This is a genomic window from Symbiobacterium turbinis (genome assembly GCF_055383075.1).
In genome coordinates this window covers 3,205,305-3,224,216 of the sequence record NZ_AP042433.1, presented here as the reverse complement: position 1 = coordinate 3,224,216, position 18,912 = coordinate 3,205,305, and the positions used below count along the sequence as shown (strand labels likewise).

The 18,912-nt window shown below is 62.0% G+C and carries 5 protein-coding genes, 13 tRNA genes, 6 rRNA genes and 1 riboswitch; of the genes, 1 reads left to right on the top strand and 23 read right to left on the bottom strand.

Translation table 11 applies throughout. From position 1 onward, the window contains the following. Nucleotides 1-166 precede the first annotated feature (166 nt). Entirely contained in the window at nt 167-1,156 is a 990-nt protein-coding gene (locus ACZ45O_RS15515) for a S41 family peptidase (protein WP_464854234.1), read from the top strand. Nucleotides 1,157-1,218: 62 nt separating this feature from the next. Here the strand turns inward: ACZ45O_RS15515 and rrf (ACZ45O_RS15510) are convergent. From rrf (ACZ45O_RS15510) to ACZ45O_RS15400, 23 genes are all read right to left on the bottom strand, one after another. After that, nucleotides 1,219-1,326: ribosomal RNA gene (gene rrf / locus ACZ45O_RS15510) — 5S ribosomal RNA — on the bottom strand. Between the two features lie 56 nt (nt 1,327-1,382). Next, nucleotides 1,383-4,327 (bottom strand): 23S ribosomal RNA (locus ACZ45O_RS15505). A gap of 183 nt (nt 4,328-4,510) precedes the next feature. Beyond that, nucleotides 4,511-6,074, bottom strand: a 16S ribosomal RNA gene (locus ACZ45O_RS15500). A 338-nt stretch (nt 6,075-6,412) separates the two neighbouring features. Then, nucleotides 6,413-6,489, bottom strand: a tRNA-Met gene (locus tag ACZ45O_RS15495). Between the two features lie 9 nt (nt 6,490-6,498). Then, nucleotides 6,499-6,575: transfer RNA gene (locus ACZ45O_RS15490), tRNA-Ile, on the bottom strand. A gap of 3 nt (nt 6,576-6,578) precedes the next feature. Beyond that, nucleotides 6,579-6,654 (bottom strand) — tRNA-Thr (locus ACZ45O_RS15485). 10 nt (nt 6,655-6,664) lie between these two features. Further along, nucleotides 6,665-6,755, bottom strand: a tRNA-Leu gene (locus tag ACZ45O_RS15480). 5 nt (nt 6,756-6,760) lie between these two features. Further along, nucleotides 6,761-6,837: transfer RNA gene (locus tag ACZ45O_RS15475), tRNA-Asp, on the bottom strand. Between the two features lie 27 nt (nt 6,838-6,864). After that, nucleotides 6,865-6,940: transfer RNA gene (locus tag ACZ45O_RS15470), tRNA-Val, on the bottom strand. Between the two features lie 32 nt (nt 6,941-6,972). Then, nucleotides 6,973-7,048: transfer RNA gene (locus ACZ45O_RS15465), tRNA-Ala, on the bottom strand. 7 nt (nt 7,049-7,055) lie between these two features. Further along, nucleotides 7,056-7,131 (bottom strand) — tRNA-Gly (locus tag ACZ45O_RS15460). A 6-nt stretch (nt 7,132-7,137) separates the two neighbouring features. Further along, nucleotides 7,138-7,222 (bottom strand) — tRNA-Tyr (locus ACZ45O_RS15455). A gap of 5 nt (nt 7,223-7,227) precedes the next feature. Then, nucleotides 7,228-7,303, bottom strand: a tRNA-Phe gene (locus ACZ45O_RS15450). Between the two features lie 5 nt (nt 7,304-7,308). Continuing rightward, nucleotides 7,309-7,385 (bottom strand) — tRNA-Met (locus tag ACZ45O_RS15445). A gap of 23 nt (nt 7,386-7,408) precedes the next feature. After that, nucleotides 7,409-7,484 (bottom strand) — tRNA-Glu (locus ACZ45O_RS15440). 5 nt (nt 7,485-7,489) lie between these two features. After that, nucleotides 7,490-7,565, bottom strand: a tRNA-Lys gene (locus ACZ45O_RS15435). A 6-nt stretch (nt 7,566-7,571) separates the two neighbouring features. After that, a 5S ribosomal RNA gene (gene rrf / locus ACZ45O_RS15430) occupies nt 7,572-7,679 on the bottom strand. Between the two features lie 56 nt (nt 7,680-7,735). Beyond that, a 23S ribosomal RNA gene (locus ACZ45O_RS15425) occupies nt 7,736-10,680 on the bottom strand. A 445-nt stretch (nt 10,681-11,125) separates the two neighbouring features. Then, a 16S ribosomal RNA gene (locus ACZ45O_RS15420) occupies nt 11,126-12,689 on the bottom strand. Together the 16S, 23S and 5S rRNA genes with 13 tRNA genes alongside form the textbook arrangement of a ribosomal RNA operon. Before the next feature lie 439 nt (nt 12,690-13,128). After that, the gene (locus tag ACZ45O_RS15415; protein WP_464854232.1) at nt 13,129-14,178 is read right to left on the bottom strand and encodes a DUF1646 family protein; all 1,050 of its coding nucleotides are present in this window, start codon (nt 14,176-14,178) and stop codon (nt 13,129-13,131) included. A 91-nt stretch (nt 14,179-14,269) separates the two neighbouring features. After that, a complete protein-coding gene (gene asnB, locus ACZ45O_RS15410; protein ID WP_464854230.1) occupies nt 14,270-15,790 on the bottom strand; it encodes an asparagine synthase B in 1,521 nt (506 codons plus the stop codon). Between the two features lie 16 nt (nt 15,791-15,806). Beyond that, entirely contained in the window at nt 15,807-17,453 is a 1,647-nt protein-coding gene (locus ACZ45O_RS15405; RefSeq protein WP_464854228.1) for a methionine synthase, read from the bottom strand. Then, nucleotides 17,446-18,540 (bottom strand): NAD/NADP octopine/nopaline dehydrogenase family protein, encoded by a 1,095-nt coding sequence (locus ACZ45O_RS15400; protein ID WP_464854227.1) that lies wholly within the window; start codon nt 18,538-18,540, stop codon nt 17,446-17,448. The genes ACZ45O_RS15405 and ACZ45O_RS15400 overlap by 8 nt, the downstream gene beginning before the upstream one ends. 160 nt (nt 18,541-18,700) lie before the next feature. Further along, nucleotides 18,701-18,864: riboswitch (cyclic di-AMP (ydaO/yuaA leader) on the bottom strand. Nucleotides 18,865-18,912: the final 48 nt, after the last annotated feature.

Below are 18,912 nucleotides of genomic sequence, written 5' to 3'. Positions count from 1 at the left end.
AGACATGCTTATGAGCCGGATGACGAAGCCATGCGGGGCGCCGCGACCCCGGCCGCCCCTGCAGGCCGCTCGAGCTGCGCAGCTTTGCTTTGGCCATTGCCGGCCGTTCCGCCGTACCGTAAGGTAGATGGGGTAGAGGCGAATTGAGAGATGGGGAGAGATGACCGTGGCGAAATCACTTCCTTATGAGAGCCGGCTGGAGATTCTCGAGGAGATGCTTTCCCGGATCGCCGACGGGTACGTGTACCCCGAGACAGCGGCCCTGATTGTAGAACGGGTGCGGCAGCACATCTCCCGGGGAGACTACGCGGAGCTGGACGACCTGAGGGACTTCTGCAAGACCGTCACAGCACACATGCAGGCCGTGTGCGGGGACAAGCACCTGCGGCTCCGCATCAGCCAGCCCGGCAGCGGCCACCAACTCACCGACCCGGAGCGGCACCGCGAGTGGGCTGCGCTGCAGAACCACGGCTTCTATCGGGTCGAGCGGCTGAGCGGGAACATCGGCTACCTCGACCTTCGCGTGCTTCACGATCCCAGCGTGGCCGGCGAAACCGCTGTCGCCGCCATGCGGCTGCTGGCCAACACCAGCGCCCTGCTCATCGATCTGAGGCGCTGCCCGGGCGGCAGCCCCGCCATGGTGCAGCTCCTCACCACCTACCTGTTCGCTGAGCCCGTACACCTGGAAAGTTTCTATTATCGGCCTGACGACACCACCACCCAGAGCTGGACCCTTCCCTACGTGCCGGGAGAACGGCTCAGCGATCATCCCGTGTATGTCCTGACGAGCAGCAAGACCTTCTCGGGCGGGGAGGAGTTCGCCTACAACCTGAAGCACCTGAAGAGGGCCACGATCGTCGGCGAGACCACGGCCGGCGGCGCGCATCCCGGCGACGCTTATGCACTTCCCCATGGGCTGGAGGTGTTCGTTCCCCTGGGCCGGCCCATCAACCCCATTACGGGCACCAACTGGGAGGGTACGGGCGTCGAGCCCGACATCGCAGTACCGGCGGAGCAGGCCTTCAAGACGGCCTACCGGATTGCGCTGGAGCAGGTGCGGGAGCGGCTGCGCACCAGCGAATCCTTGGTGGCGGAGTCCCTGCTGGCGGAAGTCGACCGGGCGCTGGCGGATCTGGATGACCGGGAGACGCCCTGAGGCAGCACGTGCCCGGGTACAGCAAAAGACCACCGCACTGAGTGCGGTGGTCTTTAAACTAGTTCGGGCAGCGACCTATTCTCCCCCTTGCGGAGTACCTTCGGCCCTGGAGGGCTTAACTTCCGTGTTCGGTATGGGAACGGGTGATCCCCTCCGGTATCGCCACCCAAAAGCGCTGAGGTCTTACCCTCAAAACTGTACAGTGAACATGCGCTATAGCTTTAGCGAAATCAAGCCCTCGGCCGATTAGTACCGGTCTGCTCCACGACTTACGCCGCTTCCACTCCCGGCCTATCTACCTGGTCATCTTCCAGGGGCCTTACTCCCTTCACGGGATGGGAGATCTCATCTTCGGGTCGGCTTCGCACTTAGATGCTTTCAGCGCTTATCCGTTCCGGCCTTGGCTACCCAGCGGTGCCCCTGGCGGGACAACTGGTACACCAGCGGGCCGTCCACCCCGGTCCTCTCGTACTAGGGGCAGATCCCGTCAAATCTCCTGCGCCTGCGATGGATAGGGACCGAACTGTCTCACGACGTTCTGAACCCAGCTCGCGTACCGCTTTAATCGGCGAACAGCCGAACCCTTCGGACCGACTTCAGCCCGAGGATGCGATGAGCCGACATCGAGGTGCCAAACCTCCCCGTCGATGTGGACTCTTGGGGGAGATCAGCCTGTTATCCCCAGGGTAGCTTTTATCCGTTGAGCGACGGCCCTTCCACTCGGTACCGCCGGATCACTAAGCCCGTCTTTCGACCCTGCTCGACCTGTCTGTCTCGCAGTCAAGCCCGCTTCTGCCTTTACACTCCCCGGATGATTTCCAACCATCCTGAGCGGACCTTTGGGCGCCTCCGTTACCTTTTGGGAGGCGACCGCCCCAGTCAAACTGCCCACCTGGCACGGTCCACTACCCCGATCCAGGGGTCCGTGTTAGAACTCCGATGCTGCGAGGGTGGTATCCCAACGGCGCCTCCACTGAATCTGGCGACCCAGTTTCCAAGGCTCCCACCTATCCTGTACACGCACCACCAAAGTCCAATGCCAAGCTACAGTAAAGCTCCATGGGGTCTTTCTGTCCAATCGCAGGTAACCTGCATCTTCACAGGTATTTCAATTTCACCGGGTCCCTCGCTGAGACAGCGCCCAAGTCGTTACGCCATTCGTGCGGGTCGGAACTTACCCGACAAGGAATTTCGCTACCTTAGGACCGTTATAGTTACGGCCGCCGTTTACTGGGGCTTCGGTTCAAAGCTTCGGCCTTGCGGCCTGACCTCTCCCCTTAACCTTCCAGCACCGGGCAGGCGTCAGCCAGTATACGTCGCCTTCCGGCTTAGCACTGACCTGTGTTTGTGGTAAACAGTCGCTTGGGCCTCTCCTCTGCAACCTCCCCCAGCTTTGAGGCGTCTCTCCTCTCACCAGGAAAGGCCATCCTTCTCCCGAAGTTACGGATGCATTTTGCCGAGTTCCTTAGCGAGGGTTCTCCCGCGCACCTGAGGATTCTCTCCCCGCCTACCTGTGTCGGTTTGCGGTACGGGCACCCCGGGTCTCCCTAGCGGCTTTTCTCGGCAGTGTGGCGTCAGGGGCTTCCCTACTTCAATTCGGTCGGCGTCACGGCTCACGTTTAGTCCGACGGACTTCCCTGCCGGACCACGCTTCCCGCTTACCCCGGCACGACCAACGGCCGGGTCCCCCTAGCCTCCTGCGTCCCCGCATCGGTCAAGCGACCCGTAGGTGGTACAGGAATGTCGACCTGTTTCCCATCGCCTACGCCATTCGGCCTCGGCTTAGGTCCCGACTGACCCTGAGCGGACGAGCCTTGCTCAGGAATCCTTAGGCTTTCGGTGGACAGGATTCTCACCTGTCTTTTCGCTACTCATACCGGCATTCTCACTTCCATGCAGTCCACATGTCCTTCCGGTCATGCTTCTGCCCGCATGGAACGCTCCCCTACCACTGCCCTACGGCAGTCCGCAGCTTCGGTGTCCTGCTTAGCCCCGAGTATTTATGGCGCAGCGTCATTCGACCAGTGAGCTATTACGCACTCTTTCAATGATGGCTGCTTCTAAGCCAACATCCTGGTTGTCTCTACAACGCCACATCCTTGACCACTTAGCAGAAACTTGGGGACCTTAGCTGGCGGTCTGGGCTCTTTCCCTCTCGACGACGGACCTTAGCGCTCGCCGTCTGACTGCCGGCCATACTTGCTGGCATTCGGAGTTTGACTGAGTTCGGTAACCGGTGTAGGCCCCTAGCCCAATCAGTGCTCTACCTCCAGCAAGCTCACATGCCGACGCTAGCCCTAAAGCTATTTCGGGGAGAACCAGCTATCTCCCGGTTCGTTTGGCTTTTCACCCCTATCCACAGCTCATCCGGTAGCTTTTCAACGCTAATCGGTTCGGGCCTCCACGGGGTCTTACCCCCGCTTCACCCTGGCCATGGATAGATCACCGGGTTTCGGGTCTACAGCCACTGACTACGCCCTCTTCAGACTCGCTTTCGCTTCGGCTCCGGGCCTGAGGCCCTTAACCATGCCAGTGACCGTAACTCGCCGGTTCATTCTGCAAAAGGCACGCACTCACGCTCATATGGCGCTCGTACTGCTTGTAGGCACACGGTTTCAGGGTCTCTTTCACTCCGCTCCCGCGGTGCTTTTCACCTTTCCCTCACGGTACTGGTTCACTATCGGTCGCCAGGCGTATTTAGCCTTGGAGGGTGGTCCCCCCGGATTCCCACGGGATTCCTCGTGTCCCGTGGTACTTGGGATCCGCCTTGCGGCCCCTCGCCTTTCGCCTACAGGGCTTTTACCTTCTGTGGCCGGCCTTTCCAGACCGGTTCGGCTAGACTCCGGGCATCGCATTCTCGGCGTCCCGCAACCCCAGCGCCGATTGCTCGGCGCTGGTTTAGGCTCCTCCCCGTTCGCTCGCCGCTACTGAGGGAATCTCGGTTGATTTCTTTTCCTCGTCCTACTGAGATGTTTCAGTTCGGACGGTGCCCTCCGCACAGCCTATGGATTCAGCTGTGGGTGACTGGCCATTACGCCAGCCGGGTTGCCCCATTCGGAGATCCCCGGATCTACGCCCGCTTGCGGCTCCCCGAGGCTTATCGCAGCTTTCCACGTCCTTCATCGGCACCTGGCGCCAAGGCATCCACCGTGTGCCCTTCCTAGCTTGATTTCGCTAAGAATCGCATGTTCACTGTGCAGTTTTCAAGGTACGACCTGGGGTTCTTCTCGAACCCTCAAAACTAAACAGTGCAGAATCGGTCCGCCAAACGGCCGCCAATTCCCCCCAGCCCGTTTTGATGGGCTGAGTATCGACCTGGGAGTCTTCCCCCTGCTCAGGAGGAAAGCTCCTTAGAAAGGAGGTGATCCAGCCGCACCTTCCGATACGGCTACCTTGTTACGACTTCACCCCAGTCACCAGCCCCACCTTCGGCGGCTGCCTCCCCTTGCGGGGTTAGCTCACCGACTTCGGGTGTTGCCAGCTCCCATGGTGTGACGGGCGGTGTGTACAAGGCCCGGGAACGCATTCACCGCGGCATGCTGATCCGCGATTACTAGCAACTCCGACTTCACGCAGGCGAGTTGCAGCCTGCGATCCGAACTGAGACCGCCTTTCAGCGATTGCCTCCCCCTCGCGGGTTCGGGGCGCTCTGTGACGGCCATTGTAGCACGTGTGTAGCCCAGGACATAAGGGGCATGATGATTTGACGTCATCCCCACCTTCCTCCGGTTTGTCACCGGCAGTCTCGCATGAGTCCCCACCTTTACGTGCTGGCAACATGCGACAGGGGTTGCGCTCGTTGCGGGACTTAACCCAACATCTCACGACACGAGCTGACGACAACCATGCACCACCTGTCTCGCCGTTCTCCCGAAGGAGCACTCCCGCATTTCTGCAGGATTCGGCGGATGTCAAGCCCTGGTAAGGTTCTACGCGTTGCTTCGAATTAAACCACATGCTCCGCTGCTTGTGCGGGCCCCCGTCAATTCCTTTGAGTTTCAGCCTTGCGGCCGTACTCCCCAGGCGGAGTGCTTATTGCGTTAACTACTGCACGAGGGGGGTCGATACCCCTCACACATAGCACTCATCGTTTACGGCTAGGACTACCAGGGTATCTAATCCTGTTTGCTCCCCTAGCTTTCGCGCCTCAGCGTCAGTTACTCCCCAGGCAGCCGCCTTCGCCACTGGTGTTCCTCCCGATCTCTACGCATTTCACTGCTACACCGGGAATTCCACTGCCCTCTAGAGCACTCAAGCCCATCAGTTTCAGAGGCACGCCCGGGGTTGAGCCCCGGAGTTTCACCCCTGACTTAACAGGCCGCCTACACGCCCTTTACGCCCAGTAATTCCGGACAACGCTCGCCCCCTACGTATTACCGCGGCTGCTGGCACGTAGTTAGCCGGGGCTTCCTCGCCTGCTACCGTCAAACCCTGCCCATTTCCTGACAGGGCCCTTCTTCGCAGGCAACAGAGCTTTACAACCCGAAGGCCTTCCTCGCTCACGCGGCGTTGCTGCATCAGCCTTTCGGCCATTGTGCAAAATTCCCGACTGCTGCCTCCCGTAGGAGTCTGGGCCGTGTCTCAGTCCCAGTGTGGCCGGTCGCCCTCTCAGGCCGGCTACCCATCGTCGCCTTGGTGAGCCGTTACCTCACCAACTAGCTAATGGGCCGCGGACCCCTCCTCTGCCAGCGCCAATCGCTCTAGCGCCTTTTCTCCCAGCCCCATGCGAGGCCGTGAGCTTATCCGGTATTAGCAGGCCTTTCGGCCTGTTATCCCAGAGCAAAGGGCAGGTTATCCACGTGTTACTCACCCGTCCGCCGCTAGGCTTTGAGGCCGAAGCCTCAAAGCCCCGCTCGACTTGCATGTCTTAGGCACGCCGCCAGCGTTCGTCCTGAGCCAGGATCAAACTCTCCGTGGAAAAGTTCGATTGGCTCGATTGAAGTACTCGGCTCGCTTGGCTTTTCCTCTTCTGCACTGTCTAGTTTTCAAGGTTCGAGACCGCCGCTGCCGTCAGGCGACAGCTTTATCAGTTTAGCAAGCTCTCGGCTTCGTGTCAACCGGCCAGTTCGTTCCAGCCGTTCGTTTCCACCGGAAGCTTCCGGCCCGGCCGCTCCGGCCGAGCCCGCCACCAACCGGCGGCAAGAAGTCATTCTATCAGGCAGACCGATCGGCGTCAACCGACCAATTGCTGCCTGCGCCTCTTCCTGCCCCGGCAGGCGACTTCGGAAGCGGCAAAGGCCACTTCCGAAGTCGAATTGGTTGCGGGGGAGGGATTTGAACCCTCGACCTCCGGGTTATGAGCCCGACGAGCTACCTGGCTGCTCCACCCCGCGGTATGAAAATGGTGCGAGGGCCGGGATTCGAACCCGGGACCTCACGGTTATCAGCCGTGTGCTCTGGCCAACTGAGCTACCCTCGCATATGGAGCTGATGACCGGGCTCGAACCGGTGACCTCGTCCTTACCAAGGACGTGCTCTACCTACTGAGCTACATCAGCGGAGTACACCTGGTGCAGATGGGGAGACTCGAACTCCCACCGGGAGTGGTTACCCGACACGGTCCTGAGCCGTGCGCGTCTGCCAATTCCGCCACATCTGCAGGTCTGGCGGAGGCGACGGGATTCGAACCCGCGATCTCGGCCGTGACAGGGCCGCATGTTAGGCCTCTACACCACGCCTCCGCATATTGAGACAGGCCACAAACGCCTTGGTGCGCGGTAGAGGGATCGAACCTCTGACCTCATGAACGTCAATCATGCGCTCTCCCAACTGAGCTAACCGCGCATCTTGCTGCGGCGGCCTGTGAAACCGCCGCCTGGTGGAGCTAAGGGGAGTCGAACCCCTGACCTCTTGAATGCCATTCAAGCGCTCTCCCAACTGAGCTATAGCCCCGAAACACTGGAGCGGGTTACGAGACTCGAACTCGCGACCTCCACCTTGGCAAGGTGGCGCTCTACCAACTGAGCTAAACCCGCAGAATCTGGTGGGGAGAGGTGGATTCGAACCACCGAAGCGTTACGCAACTGATTTACAGTCAGCCCCCTTTGACCACTTGGGTATCTCCCCGCCAGTGGTGGCCCAGGCCAGAATCGAACTGGCGACACCGCGATTTTCAGTCGCGTGCTCTACCAACTGAGCTACCGGGCCGCCGATGGTAGCGGTGGCTGGATTCGAACCAGCGACACTGCGGGTATGAACCGCATGCTCTAACCAACTGAGCTACACCGCCGTGTACGTATGAAATTGTCGGTTTGGTGACCCCAACGGGATTCGAACCCGTGTCTCCGCCGTGAGAGGGCGGTATCCTAGGCCGCTAGACGATGGGGCCGGTATTGGTGGACCGCGTAGGACTCGAACCTACAACCTGCCGATTAAGAGTCGGATGCTCTACCAATTGAGCTAGCGGTCCAATAGATTTGGGCAGCGACCTATTCTCCCCCTTGCGGAGTACCTTCGGCCCTGGAGGGCTTAACTTCCGTGTTCGGTATGGGAACGGGTGATCCCCTCCGGTATCGCCACCCAAAAGCGCTGAGGTCTTACCCTCAAAACTGTACAGTGAACATGCGCTATAGCTTTAGCGAAATCAAGCCCTCGGCCGATTAGTACCGGTCTGCTCCACGACTTACGCCGCTTCCACTCCCGGCCTATCTACCTGGTCATCTTCCAGGGGCCTTACTCCCTTCACGGGATGGGAGATCTCATCTTCGGGTCGGCTTCGCACTTAGATGCTTTCAGCGCTTATCCGTTCCGGCCTTGGCTACCCAGCGGTGCCCCTGGCGGGACAACTGGTACACCAGCGGGCCGTCCACCCCGGTCCTCTCGTACTAGGGGCAGATCCCGTCAAATCTCCTGCGCCTGCGATGGATAGGGACCGAACTGTCTCACGACGTTCTGAACCCAGCTCGCGTACCGCTTTAATCGGCGAACAGCCGAACCCTTCGGACCGACTTCAGCCCGAGGATGCGATGAGCCGACATCGAGGTGCCAAACCTCCCCGTCGATGTGGACTCTTGGGGGAGATCAGCCTGTTATCCCCAGGGTAGCTTTTATCCGTTGAGCGACGGCCCTTCCACTCGGTACCGCCGGATCACTAAGCCCGTCTTTCGACCCTGCTCGACCTGTCTGTCTCGCAGTCAAGCCCGCTTCTGCCTTTACACTCCCCGGATGATTTCCAACCATCCTGAGCGGACCTTTGGGCGCCTCCGTTACCTTTTGGGAGGCGACCGCCCCAGTCAAACTGCCCACCTGGCACGGTCCACTACCCCGATCCAGGGGTCCGTGTTAGAACTCCGATGCTGCGAGGGTGGTATCCCAACGGCGCCTCCACTGAATCTGGCGACCCAGTTTCCAAGGCTCCCACCTATCCTGTACACGCACCACCAAAGTCCAATGCCAAGCTACAGTAAAGCTCCATGGGGTCTTTCTGTCCAATCGCAGGTAACCTGCATCTTCACAGGTATTTCAATTTCACCGGGTCCCTCGCTGAGACAGCGCCCAAGTCGTTACGCCATTCGTGCGGGTCGGAACTTACCCGACAAGGAATTTCGCTACCTTAGGACCGTTATAGTTACGGCCGCCGTTTACTGGGGCTTCGGTTCAAAGCTTCGGCCTTGCGGCCTGACCTCTCCCCTTAACCTTCCAGCACCGGGCAGGCGTCAGCCAGTATACGTCGCCTTCCGGCTTAGCACTGACCTGTGTTTGTGGTAAACAGTCGCTTGGGCCTCTCCTCTGCAACCTCCCCCAGCTTTGAGGCGTCTCTCCTCTCACCAGGGAAGGCCATCCTTCTCCCGAAGTTACGGATGCATTTTGCCGAGTTCCTTAGCGAGGGTTCTCCCGCGCACCTGAGGATTCTCTCCCCGCCTACCTGTGTCGGTTTGCGGTACGGGCACCCCGGGTCTCCCTAGCGGCTTTTCTCGGCAGTGTGGCGTCAGGGGCTTCCCTACTTCAATTCGGTCGGCGTCACGGCTCACGTTTAGTCCGACGGACTTCCCTGCCGGACCACGCTTCCCGCTTACCCCGGCACGACCAACGGCCGGGTCCCCCTAGCCTCCTGCGTCCCCGCATCGGTCAAGCGACCCGTAGGTGGTACAGGAATGTCGACCTGTTTCCCATCGCCTACGCCATTCGGCCTCGGCTTAGGTCCCGACTGACCCTGAGCGGACGAGCCTTGCTCAGGAATCCTTAGGCTTTCGGTGGACAGGATTCTCACCTGTCTTTTCGCTACTCATACCGGCATTCTCACTTCCATGCAGTCCACATGTCCTTCCGGTCATGCTTCTGCCCGCATGGAACGCTCCCCTACCACTGCCCTACGGCAGTCCGCAGCTTCGGTGTCCTGCTTAGCCCCGAGTATTTATGGCGCAGCGTCATTCGACCAGTGAGCTATTACGCACTCTTTCAATGATGGCTGCTTCTAAGCCAACATCCTGGTTGTCTCTACAACGCCACATCCTTGACCACTTAGCAGGAACTTCGGGACCTTAGCTGGCGGTCTGGGCTCTTTCCCTCTCGACGACGGACCTTAGCGCTCGCCGTCTGACTGCCGGCCATACTTGCTGGCATTCGGAGTTTGACTGAGTTCGGTAACCGGTGTAGGCCCCTAGCCCAATCAGTGCTCTACCTCCAGCAAGCTCACATGCCGACGCTAGCCCTAAAGCTATTTCGGGGAGAACCAGCTATCTCCCGGTTCGTTTGGCTTTTCACCCCTATCCACAGCTCATCCGGTAGCTTTTCAACGCTAATCGGTTCGGGCCTCCACGGGGTCTTACCCCCGCTTCACCCTGGCCATGGATAGATCACCGGGTTTCGGGTCTACAGCCACTGACTACGCCCTCTTCAGACTCGCTTTCGCTTCGGCTCCGGGCCTGAGGCCCTTAACCATGCCAGTGACCGTAACTCGCCGGTTCATTCTGCAAAAGGCACGCACTCACGCTCGTACGGCGCTCGTACTGCTTGTAGGCACACGGTTTCAGGGTCTCTTTCACTCCGCTCCCGCGGTGCTTTTCACCTTTCCCTCACGGTACTGGTTCACTATCGGTCGCCAGGCGTATTTAGCCTTGGAGGGTGGTCCCCCCGGATTCCCACGGGATTCCTCGTGTCCCGTGGTACTTGGGATCCGCCTTGCGGCCCCTCGCCTTTCGCCTACAGGGCTTTTACCTTCTGTGGCCGGCCTTTCCAGACCGGTTCGGCTAGACTCCGGGCATCGCATTCTCGGCGTCCCGCAACCCCAGCGCCGATTGCTCGGCACTGGTTTAGGCTCCTCCCCGTTCGCTCGCCGCTACTGAGGGAATCTCGGTTGATTTCTTTTCCTCGTCCTACTGAGATGTTTCAGTTCGGACGGTGCCCTCCGCACAGCCTATGGATTCAGCTGTGGGTGACTGGCCATTACGCCAGCCGGGTTGCCCCATTCGGAGATCCCCGGATCTACGCCCGCTTGCGGCTCCCCGAGGCTTATCGCAGCTTTCCACGTCCTTCATCGGCACCTGGCGCCAAGGCATCCACCGTGTGCCCTTCCTAGCTTGATTTCGCTAAGAATCGCATGTTCACTGTGCAGTTTTCAAGGTACGACCCCGCTGCAGGGAACCACAGGCTCCCGCAGGCACGGGTGTTTTCCCGTGACCGGGAGTTATGAGTATAACGGCTCCGCCGCTCACCCACAACCCACAAGTCCTGGAAATTGAGGCGTTCATAGAAGTAGCCGCCGTTGAGTCTGCAAATCGTGGGCCACAGCCATTCAGCCAGCAGCCCACTGCTCACCGCTCAACGAGCAGCTTACCGATCAGCGAGCCCTGACCTGCTGCAGCTCTCACTGCCCACAGCTCACAGCCCACCGCTCATCTTCTCGAACCCTCAAAACTAAACAGTGCAGAATCGGTCCGCCAAACGGCCGTCAGTTCCCCTCATCCCGTTTTGATGGGCTGAGTATCGACCTGGGAGTCTTCCCCCTGCTCAGGGAGGAAAGCTCCTTAGAAAGGAGGTGATCCAGCCGCACCTTCCGATACGGCTACCTTGTTACGACTTCACCCCAGTCACCAGCCCCACCTTCGGCGGCTGCCTCCCCTTGCGGGGTTAGCTCACCGACTTCGGGTGTTGCCAGCTCCCATGGTGTGACGGGCGGTGTGTACAAGGCCCGGGAACGCATTCACCGCGGCATGCTGATCCGCGATTACTAGCAACTCCGACTTCACGCAGGCGAGTTGCAGCCTGCGATCCGAACTGAGACCGCCTTTCAGCGATTGCCTCCCCCTCGCGGGTTCGGGGCGCTCTGTGACGGCCATTGTAGCACGTGTGTAGCCCAGGACATAAGGGGCATGATGATTTGACGTCATCCCCACCTTCCTCCGGTTTGTCACCGGCAGTCTCGCATGAGTCCCCACCTTTACGTGCTGGCAACATGCGACAGGGGTTGCGCTCGTTGCGGGACTTAACCCAACATCTCACGACACGAGCTGACGACAACCATGCACCACCTGTCTCGCCGTTCTCCCGAAGGAGCACTCCCGCATTTCTGCAGGATTCGGCGGATGTCAAGCCCTGGTAAGGTTCTACGCGTTGCTTCGAATTAAACCACATGCTCCGCTGCTTGTGCGGGCCCCCGTCAATTCCTTTGAGTTTCAGCCTTGCGGCCGTACTCCCCAGGCGGAGTGCTTATTGCGTTAACTACTGCACGAGGGGGGTCGATACCCCTCACACATAGCACTCATCGTTTACGGCTAGGACTACCAGGGTATCTAATCCTGTTTGCTCCCCTAGCTTTCGCGCCTCAGCGTCAGTTACTCCCCAGGCAGCCGCCTTCGCCACTGGTGTTCCTCCCGATCTCTACGCATTTCACTGCTACACCGGGAATTCCACTGCCCTCTAGAGCACTCAAGCCCATCAGTTTCAGAGGCACGCCCGGGGTTGAGCCCCGGAGTTTCACCCCTGACTTAACAGGCCGCCTACACGCCCTTTACGCCCAGTAATTCCGGACAACGCTCGCCCCCTACGTATTACCGCGGCTGCTGGCACGTAGTTAGCCGGGGCTTCCTCGCCTGCTACCGTCAAACCCTGCCCATTTCCTGACAGGGCCCTTCTTCGCAGGCAACAGAGCTTTACAACCCGAAGGCCTTCCTCGCTCACGCGGCGTTGCTGCATCAGCCTTTCGGCCATTGTGCAAAATTCCCGACTGCTGCCTCCCGTAGGAGTCTGGGCCGTGTCTCAGTCCCAGTGTGGCCGGTCGCCCTCTCAGGCCGGCTACCCATCGTCGCCTTGGTGAGCCGTTACCTCACCAACTAGCTAATGGGCCGCGGACCCCTCCTCTGCCAGCGCCAATCGCTCTAGCGCCTTTTCTCCCAGCCCCATGCGAGGCCGTGAGCTTATCCGGTATTAGCAGGCCTTTCGGCCTGTTATCCCGGAGCAAAGGGCAGGTTATCCACGTGTTACTCACCCGTCCGCCGCTAGGCCTTGAAGCCGAAGCCTCAAAGCCCCGCTCGACTTGCATGTCTTAGGCACGCCGCCAGCGTTCGTCCTGAGCCAGGATCAAACTCTCCGTGGAAAAGTTCGATTGGCTCGTTTGAAGTACTCGGCTCGCTTGGCTTTTCCTCTTCTGCACTGTCTAGTTTTCAAGGTTCGAGACCGCCGCCGCCGTCAGGCGACAGCTTTATCAGTTTAACAAGCTCTCGGCTTCGTGTCAACCGGCCAGTTCGTTCCAGCCGTTCGTTTCCACCGGAAGCTTCCGGCCCGACCGCTCCGGCCGAGCCCGCCGCTGCTGCGGACACCCCGTTGGGGCGTCAAATAGTCTAGCCGAAACCAGTGCGCTTCGTCAACACCCAACGCCTGGCAAAGCGCATCCGCGCCCCTTCGGCCGGCGCCGTTCCGTGCAGCGATAGCTATCTTACGACGCGCGGCACACTCCAGTCAACAGCCAGAAAGGCCCATTCGCGCACCCAAAAGGCGGGCTCCAGAAGGAGCCCGCCGGTTGCCGACCTTAAGCATTACATCGCGACGATGAAGAAGAAGATCACCATCAACACCAGTCCGAAGGGCACGCCCATGCGGGCCCACTCCCTCGAACCGATCTTCAGCTTGCTGGCCGACACGATGTTGGGGATGTTGCCGGGAATCAGCATGCCGCCGCTGATCAGGAGACCCATCAGAATGGCCTTCACCTGCGTCAACTCCATCGCCGGGCTCAGCTCGGCGGCGGTCAGGGTCGCGTTGTCCAGCACTGCCGAGAGCATGTTGATCCAGTACAGCGCCTGGCTGGGCAGGCCCAATACGTACTTGTCAATCAGCGGCTTGAAGCCGTCCCCCAAAAAGGTCAGCGCCATAACGAACAGGTAGATCTTCAGGGCCCGCACGACGACGTCCTTATAGCTCTCCCCGGCAGCCTCCTCCTCATGGATCAGACCGGGGCCCTCTGCCCGCGCCGCGGCCTCCGGGCGACCCTTCAGGAAGAAGGCCCCGAAGAGCCCCAGCGCAACCACCGCCGGAATGACATAGATCCCGATGGTGCGCATCAGGTACCAGAAGTCGCCGTTCATCTTCGAGATCGCGATGGTGGCCAGCGGCTCGCCTAACGGAGTGAGGGCAGCCCCGAGGCCGATGCTGAAACAGGCCAGGATGACGAAGTTGACCTCTGTCTTGCGGTCGAGTCGCAGGGCGCTGACGATCTCCACCAGCACCAGCGACGCGATGATGGCCGTAATGACACTGGAGGCCAGGCCAAGGACGGTGACGACCAGAAAGACAAATACCCGGAACGGCACCACCCGAAGCGTCGCCCGAATGCCCGACTGCAGCTTCGTCTGAAACACCTTGAACAGGATGCCGGCAATCAGGACAGCGGCCGTGATCATGACCGGCTCCTCAAGGGCCTTGATGATCAGGTCCCGGTCCATGATACCGCTCACGAGGGCAGCCGCGACACCCATCACGAAGAGAAAGATCTCGAGCTGCTGCTCAACAGCCTTGAACAGAAACGGAAGGGTCAGTACCAGAAGCAGAATGACCACAAGCCCCGGAATGACGTACGCAGGTGCCACGTATCTGGCCTCCTCAATTTAAATCCTTCAACAGGATAACGACTGCAAGGCTGATGGGGCAAGTGGTTTATGAACTTTGTCCGCCAGCGGACTAAAGTGCTCCCACCCAGCGCTCGCCCTGGTTCAGGCTGCGGCTGCGGCCCATGAGCGCCAGCACATCCTCCCGGCCGTACCGCTCCCGGAAGAGCTGCCAGTACAGCAACTCTTCCCTTGAAGCAAAGGGTATGCCCTTGGGGCTCCGCTCCTGGTTGAAGATCTCTACGGGCACGGCCTCCGCGGCGTAGCCCTCCAGCAAAGGCGCAACGCCCGAACCGATGGCGAACTTCTCCTTCTCGCGCCAGACGATGCCGGGCGCCAGGTACTCTTCGGCCACGCGCCGCAGGATCCACTTGCTCTCGCCATCCCGGCGCTTCAGAAAGGGATCGATCCGGAAGGCCAGATCCACGACGGCCTGATCCGCGAAGGGCACCCGCCCCTCCAGGCCGTGGGCCTGGGTCATGCGGTCCACCCGCTGCAGGTTGGAGTTGTGCATCGCGGCCGTGATCTCGTACAGCTCCGCACCCAGGGCCTGGGCGTCGGACTCAAGCTCCGTCAGATAATCGTAACCGGCGAACAGCTCGTCGGCGCCCTCGCCCGAGAGCACCACTTTCACGTGCTCGGAGGCCAGCTCCGACACGTAGTAGGTGGCCACGGCGCTGCGCACCAGCGCAGGATCGCACGACTCCAGGGCGTCGATCACGCGCGGCAGGGCCGCGGTCACCTCTTCCTCCGTCAGCACACGCTCGTGGTGGATGGTGCCCAGATCCTCGGCCACACGCCGGGCCTGCTCCAGGTCCGCGGACCCTTCCAGCCCCACCGCGAAGGTGTGCAGTTCATCGTCCACGTGCTGGCGCGCGATGGCCGTGATCAGGCTGGAATCCAGCCCGCCGCTGAGCAGGCAGCCGACGGGCACGTCTGCCGCGAGCTGCTTGCGCACCGCGTTGTTCAGCACGCGGTCCAGGGTGAGGACCGCCTGGTCCGGGTCCGTCAGCTCCCCTGTGTGTGCCGGAATCTGCTCGTAGGCCTCCATAGGCTCCCCAACGCGCCACCGGTGGCCCGGGGGAAACTCCCGCACTTGATTCGTCTCCCCGATCAAGGCCTTGATCTCTGAGGCGAAGAGCAGGTTCCCCTCGTCATCCTCCCCCCAGTAAAGCGGCTGGATGCCCAGTGGATCGCGGGCGAGAAACAGGCCCAGCTCCTCGCCCCAGATGGCAATGGCAAACATGCCATCCAGCCGCTCCACGCAGGCGGGGCCGTGCTCCTCGAACAGGTGCAGCACCACTTCGGCATCCGATTGGGTCTTGAAGGTATGTCGCCCCTCCAGCTCCTGCCGGAGGGCGCGGTGGTTGTAGATGGCGCCGGTCATCGCCAGCCACAGGCTGCCATCTTCGTTGGCCAGCGGCTGGCCACCGCCCTCAACATCGACGGTGGCCAGACGCACATGCCCGAGGCCAAAACCGGCCGTTGCAGTCCAGATACCCCGACCGTCAGGCCCCCGGTGCGCCTGCTGATCCAGCATCCTTGCGATGCGGGCCTGATCAGGCTTGCCGAGGATCCCTGCGATCCCACTCAATGTAGCGACCTCCTCCTTACACGATCTCTTTCTCCAGCAGTGCGGCGATGCGATCCGCCTCGCTGAGCATCCGCCCCGTCTGCCGGTCGACCGCGCGGCACGCGCCGTCGTCGAACCGGACCGCCACCTCGCCCCTGGCCGCCGGATTGCCCATCAGGTGCGGAGCATCCAGCAGCCCCGTTCGGACGGCAGCCGCCAGCGTGGGGGCATGGGTGAGGGGATCATCCACGCCCGCCGGGGCCAGCGAGGCGATCGCCTCCAGGAGCAGCTTGGCCTCGGCCACCAGCTCGGCCTTTCGGGCCTGCACCGCCTCATCCTGCGTCATGTCCGGCAGCCCCTGAAGCGCCAGCTGGATGGCCCCAATGGCCACGTGGCACCCTTCGATCACGTCCGTCGCCGTGGCGGCGTGGTGGTACTCGGAGTGGCCCACGATGTGCACGATGTCAGGCTTCACCGCCATCTGCAGGAAGGTCGAGGCGGCCAGGTGCCCCTTTGCCCGGTCAAAGCCCGCAGGCATCGAGGTGAGCCCCGTCCGGCACTCCCGCCACACCCGGAAGTTCGGGCCGGCCAGCGATTCCACGAGCTCGAGCTTGGCCAGCATCTTCGCCAGGTCCATGGCGGGCGAGGTGAGGGGCGGGTTGTTCCACATCAGCTGCTGGATGTAATCGGTGACGCCTGCCCGCCTGGCGTTGTAGGCCGCGATGTAGGCGGCGACCACCGCGACCACATCCGGGGCGTCCCGCAGCGACCAGTGGTGGCTCTCATTCGACTCCACAGGGATGCCGCGCTCGGCGTGCCACCGGAACACGGCCTGCACCTCCGGAATCGACTCCAGGAGCGGCCGCTGTGAGCGCCCGTCCAGCTGGCTGTACCAGAAGAGGGGCACCGCCGCCCAGGCGTTGTGAATGGTGTCGTGCAGCATCTCGGCCCAGGCCAGCTGATCGCGGGTGCCGGCATAGCAGCGCATCAGCGGGAAGTTGCCCGTTCGGGAGGCAGCGTAAAGCGCCCTCAGGTCATCGGCGGTCCTGACGGGCACGCCGCCGGCGCCGTGCTCGCGCGGGTCCATCTCATCGGGCCGGAAGAAGTGCTCCTGGGCGTTCTGGTCGGTGCCCAGGCTGATCACGTCCAGCACCCCGGCCTCGCTGATTTGCCGGACCCCCTCCACCGTCGCGGCGACGGTAGGCTGGCCGAAGTGGTGGCGCAGAAGCGGGAAAGGCCGCTTCCACAGAATGCGCTCCACCAGCGTTTGGGGCGGCATGCCGCCCGCCTCCCGGGCCGGAGCCCCGCGCAGAAAGTCCACCACCTCCTGCCAGTCCGCAGACCCGCCGAACACCGCTTCGAAGAAGCCGAGAGCCCGTCCGTGCTCGGCCACGGGATCCGTGGCCCCGAGCACCCAGCGGCGGCCGGCCTGCCCCTGTTCCCGCGCGCTCTGGGCCAGGTGGGCGAGCACTGCGCGGCCGGATTCGGGCGTAAGCCTGTAGCCGACGGCGACGATCTCCGGATCCCAGGCGGCCACCTCGGCGAGAAGCCGTTCCACGGAGACGGCGGGCCCGAGGGAGCGTGCTTCGTAGCCCATTTGCTCGGCCATCTGGAGAAAACGGATGACGCCCCCCACGTGCACGTCGTCCCCGATGGCTGCTCCAATAATGCGTCGATTAGACAAGGTCCATCACATCTCCTTCCAGTGCGTAGTTGCTGATCTGCTCAGGGGCCCATCCCGCCATGCCGAGCCGTTCCACTGTCCGGCCCGTCTCCCGGAAGTCGACGCCGCAGATCCCGTTGGCGATGTGGATCAGCGCATCGGCGACGGGCGTCGGGATGCCGAAGGCAGCGCCCAGCGAGGCGATGGGGACGAGGCCGGTCGGCACGTCCTCCCAGATGTACCGGTGGTGGAGCTGCGCCGGCGCCCCCACGTCCGCGTAGGCCCGGGTGGCCTGAATCGCCTCGTACAGGCTCGGGCGCTCCACCCCGTACGCCTCGGCCAGCCACTCCCGGGCGGTCAGTGCGCCCACGCCAAGGCGCCGGGCAACCGCAACCCGCTCCTGGTCCAGTTGCTCGAGGAGCGCCGCGACCGAGGGGGTGATGCCGTCCACATAGTGACGGAAGGCGCCGCCGGTGGACTCGATGCGCCCGGCATTCAGGAGGGTCACGCCGGGGTGGAAGATGGCCCCCACGTTGTCCAGCGAGGTCTTCCAGACCCAGCGGGCCGGCATGAACTGGGGAAAGGCAGGCTTGATCCCCTCCAACAGCTCTCCGGTGCGCGACGCCGGCAGGGCCGCTGCCAGCACCTGGCGCTTGATACCGTGGATGCGGGCCTGGAAAGGTCCGATCTTGCGGCTGGCGTAAAGGAAGGTCTGTGCCTCGCCGACGATTACGTCGGCGGTGCACCCGGCCTCCCTCAGCGCGTGTCTGAACTCGATGGCCCCCGCCGTCCGGCCGGGCAGCAGGAGGATCCGTTGCCCGTCGCGCACGTAGGGCGCGCACCTCGTGGCGATCTCCCGGTGGGCCGAGGCGGGCAGCACGACGAGCACGACATCGGCGCTCTCCAGGGCCGCCTGCAGACTGTAGGCGACCTGCACGGGGCCAAAGCCCTCTACCTCACCCTCCAGGAAGACGCCTCCGGCGGCCTCGATCGGCTGCAGTGCCTCGGGATTGCGGGCCCAGAGCGATACAGGGAACCCCATCACTCCCAGATGACCGGCCATGGCGAGCCCACCGTGGCCGGCTCCGATCACGCAGTATCGCAGCACGGTCTCCTCCCTCCTCAATGCCTTGGTTACTGGCGTCCAGCCAGGCTTGGGGGAACGGAGAAGGCGCCGACCGCGTTGGTCGGCGCCCGCCTGAAGGCACAGCAAAGCTTAAGGTCTGGTGACCCCCTCCGTATTATGTATAGGCAACAATGGCAAGGGCCCACCACCTCAGCCACGCTTACGAGGTTAGCTGACGGACTCGGGGCGCCAAAGCGTGCCCCTACGCATCCTCCCTCCGGCCTCCGCCGGAGCCTCGGTGCGATTCGCCCCAGGAATGTGGTTCCCCCGTTCCCCGCTTGCGCGGGGATTCAGCGATCAGGCGGGTCCAGCGTTATTCCGTTACCGCAAGCGAGACTATTCTACCAAATCATC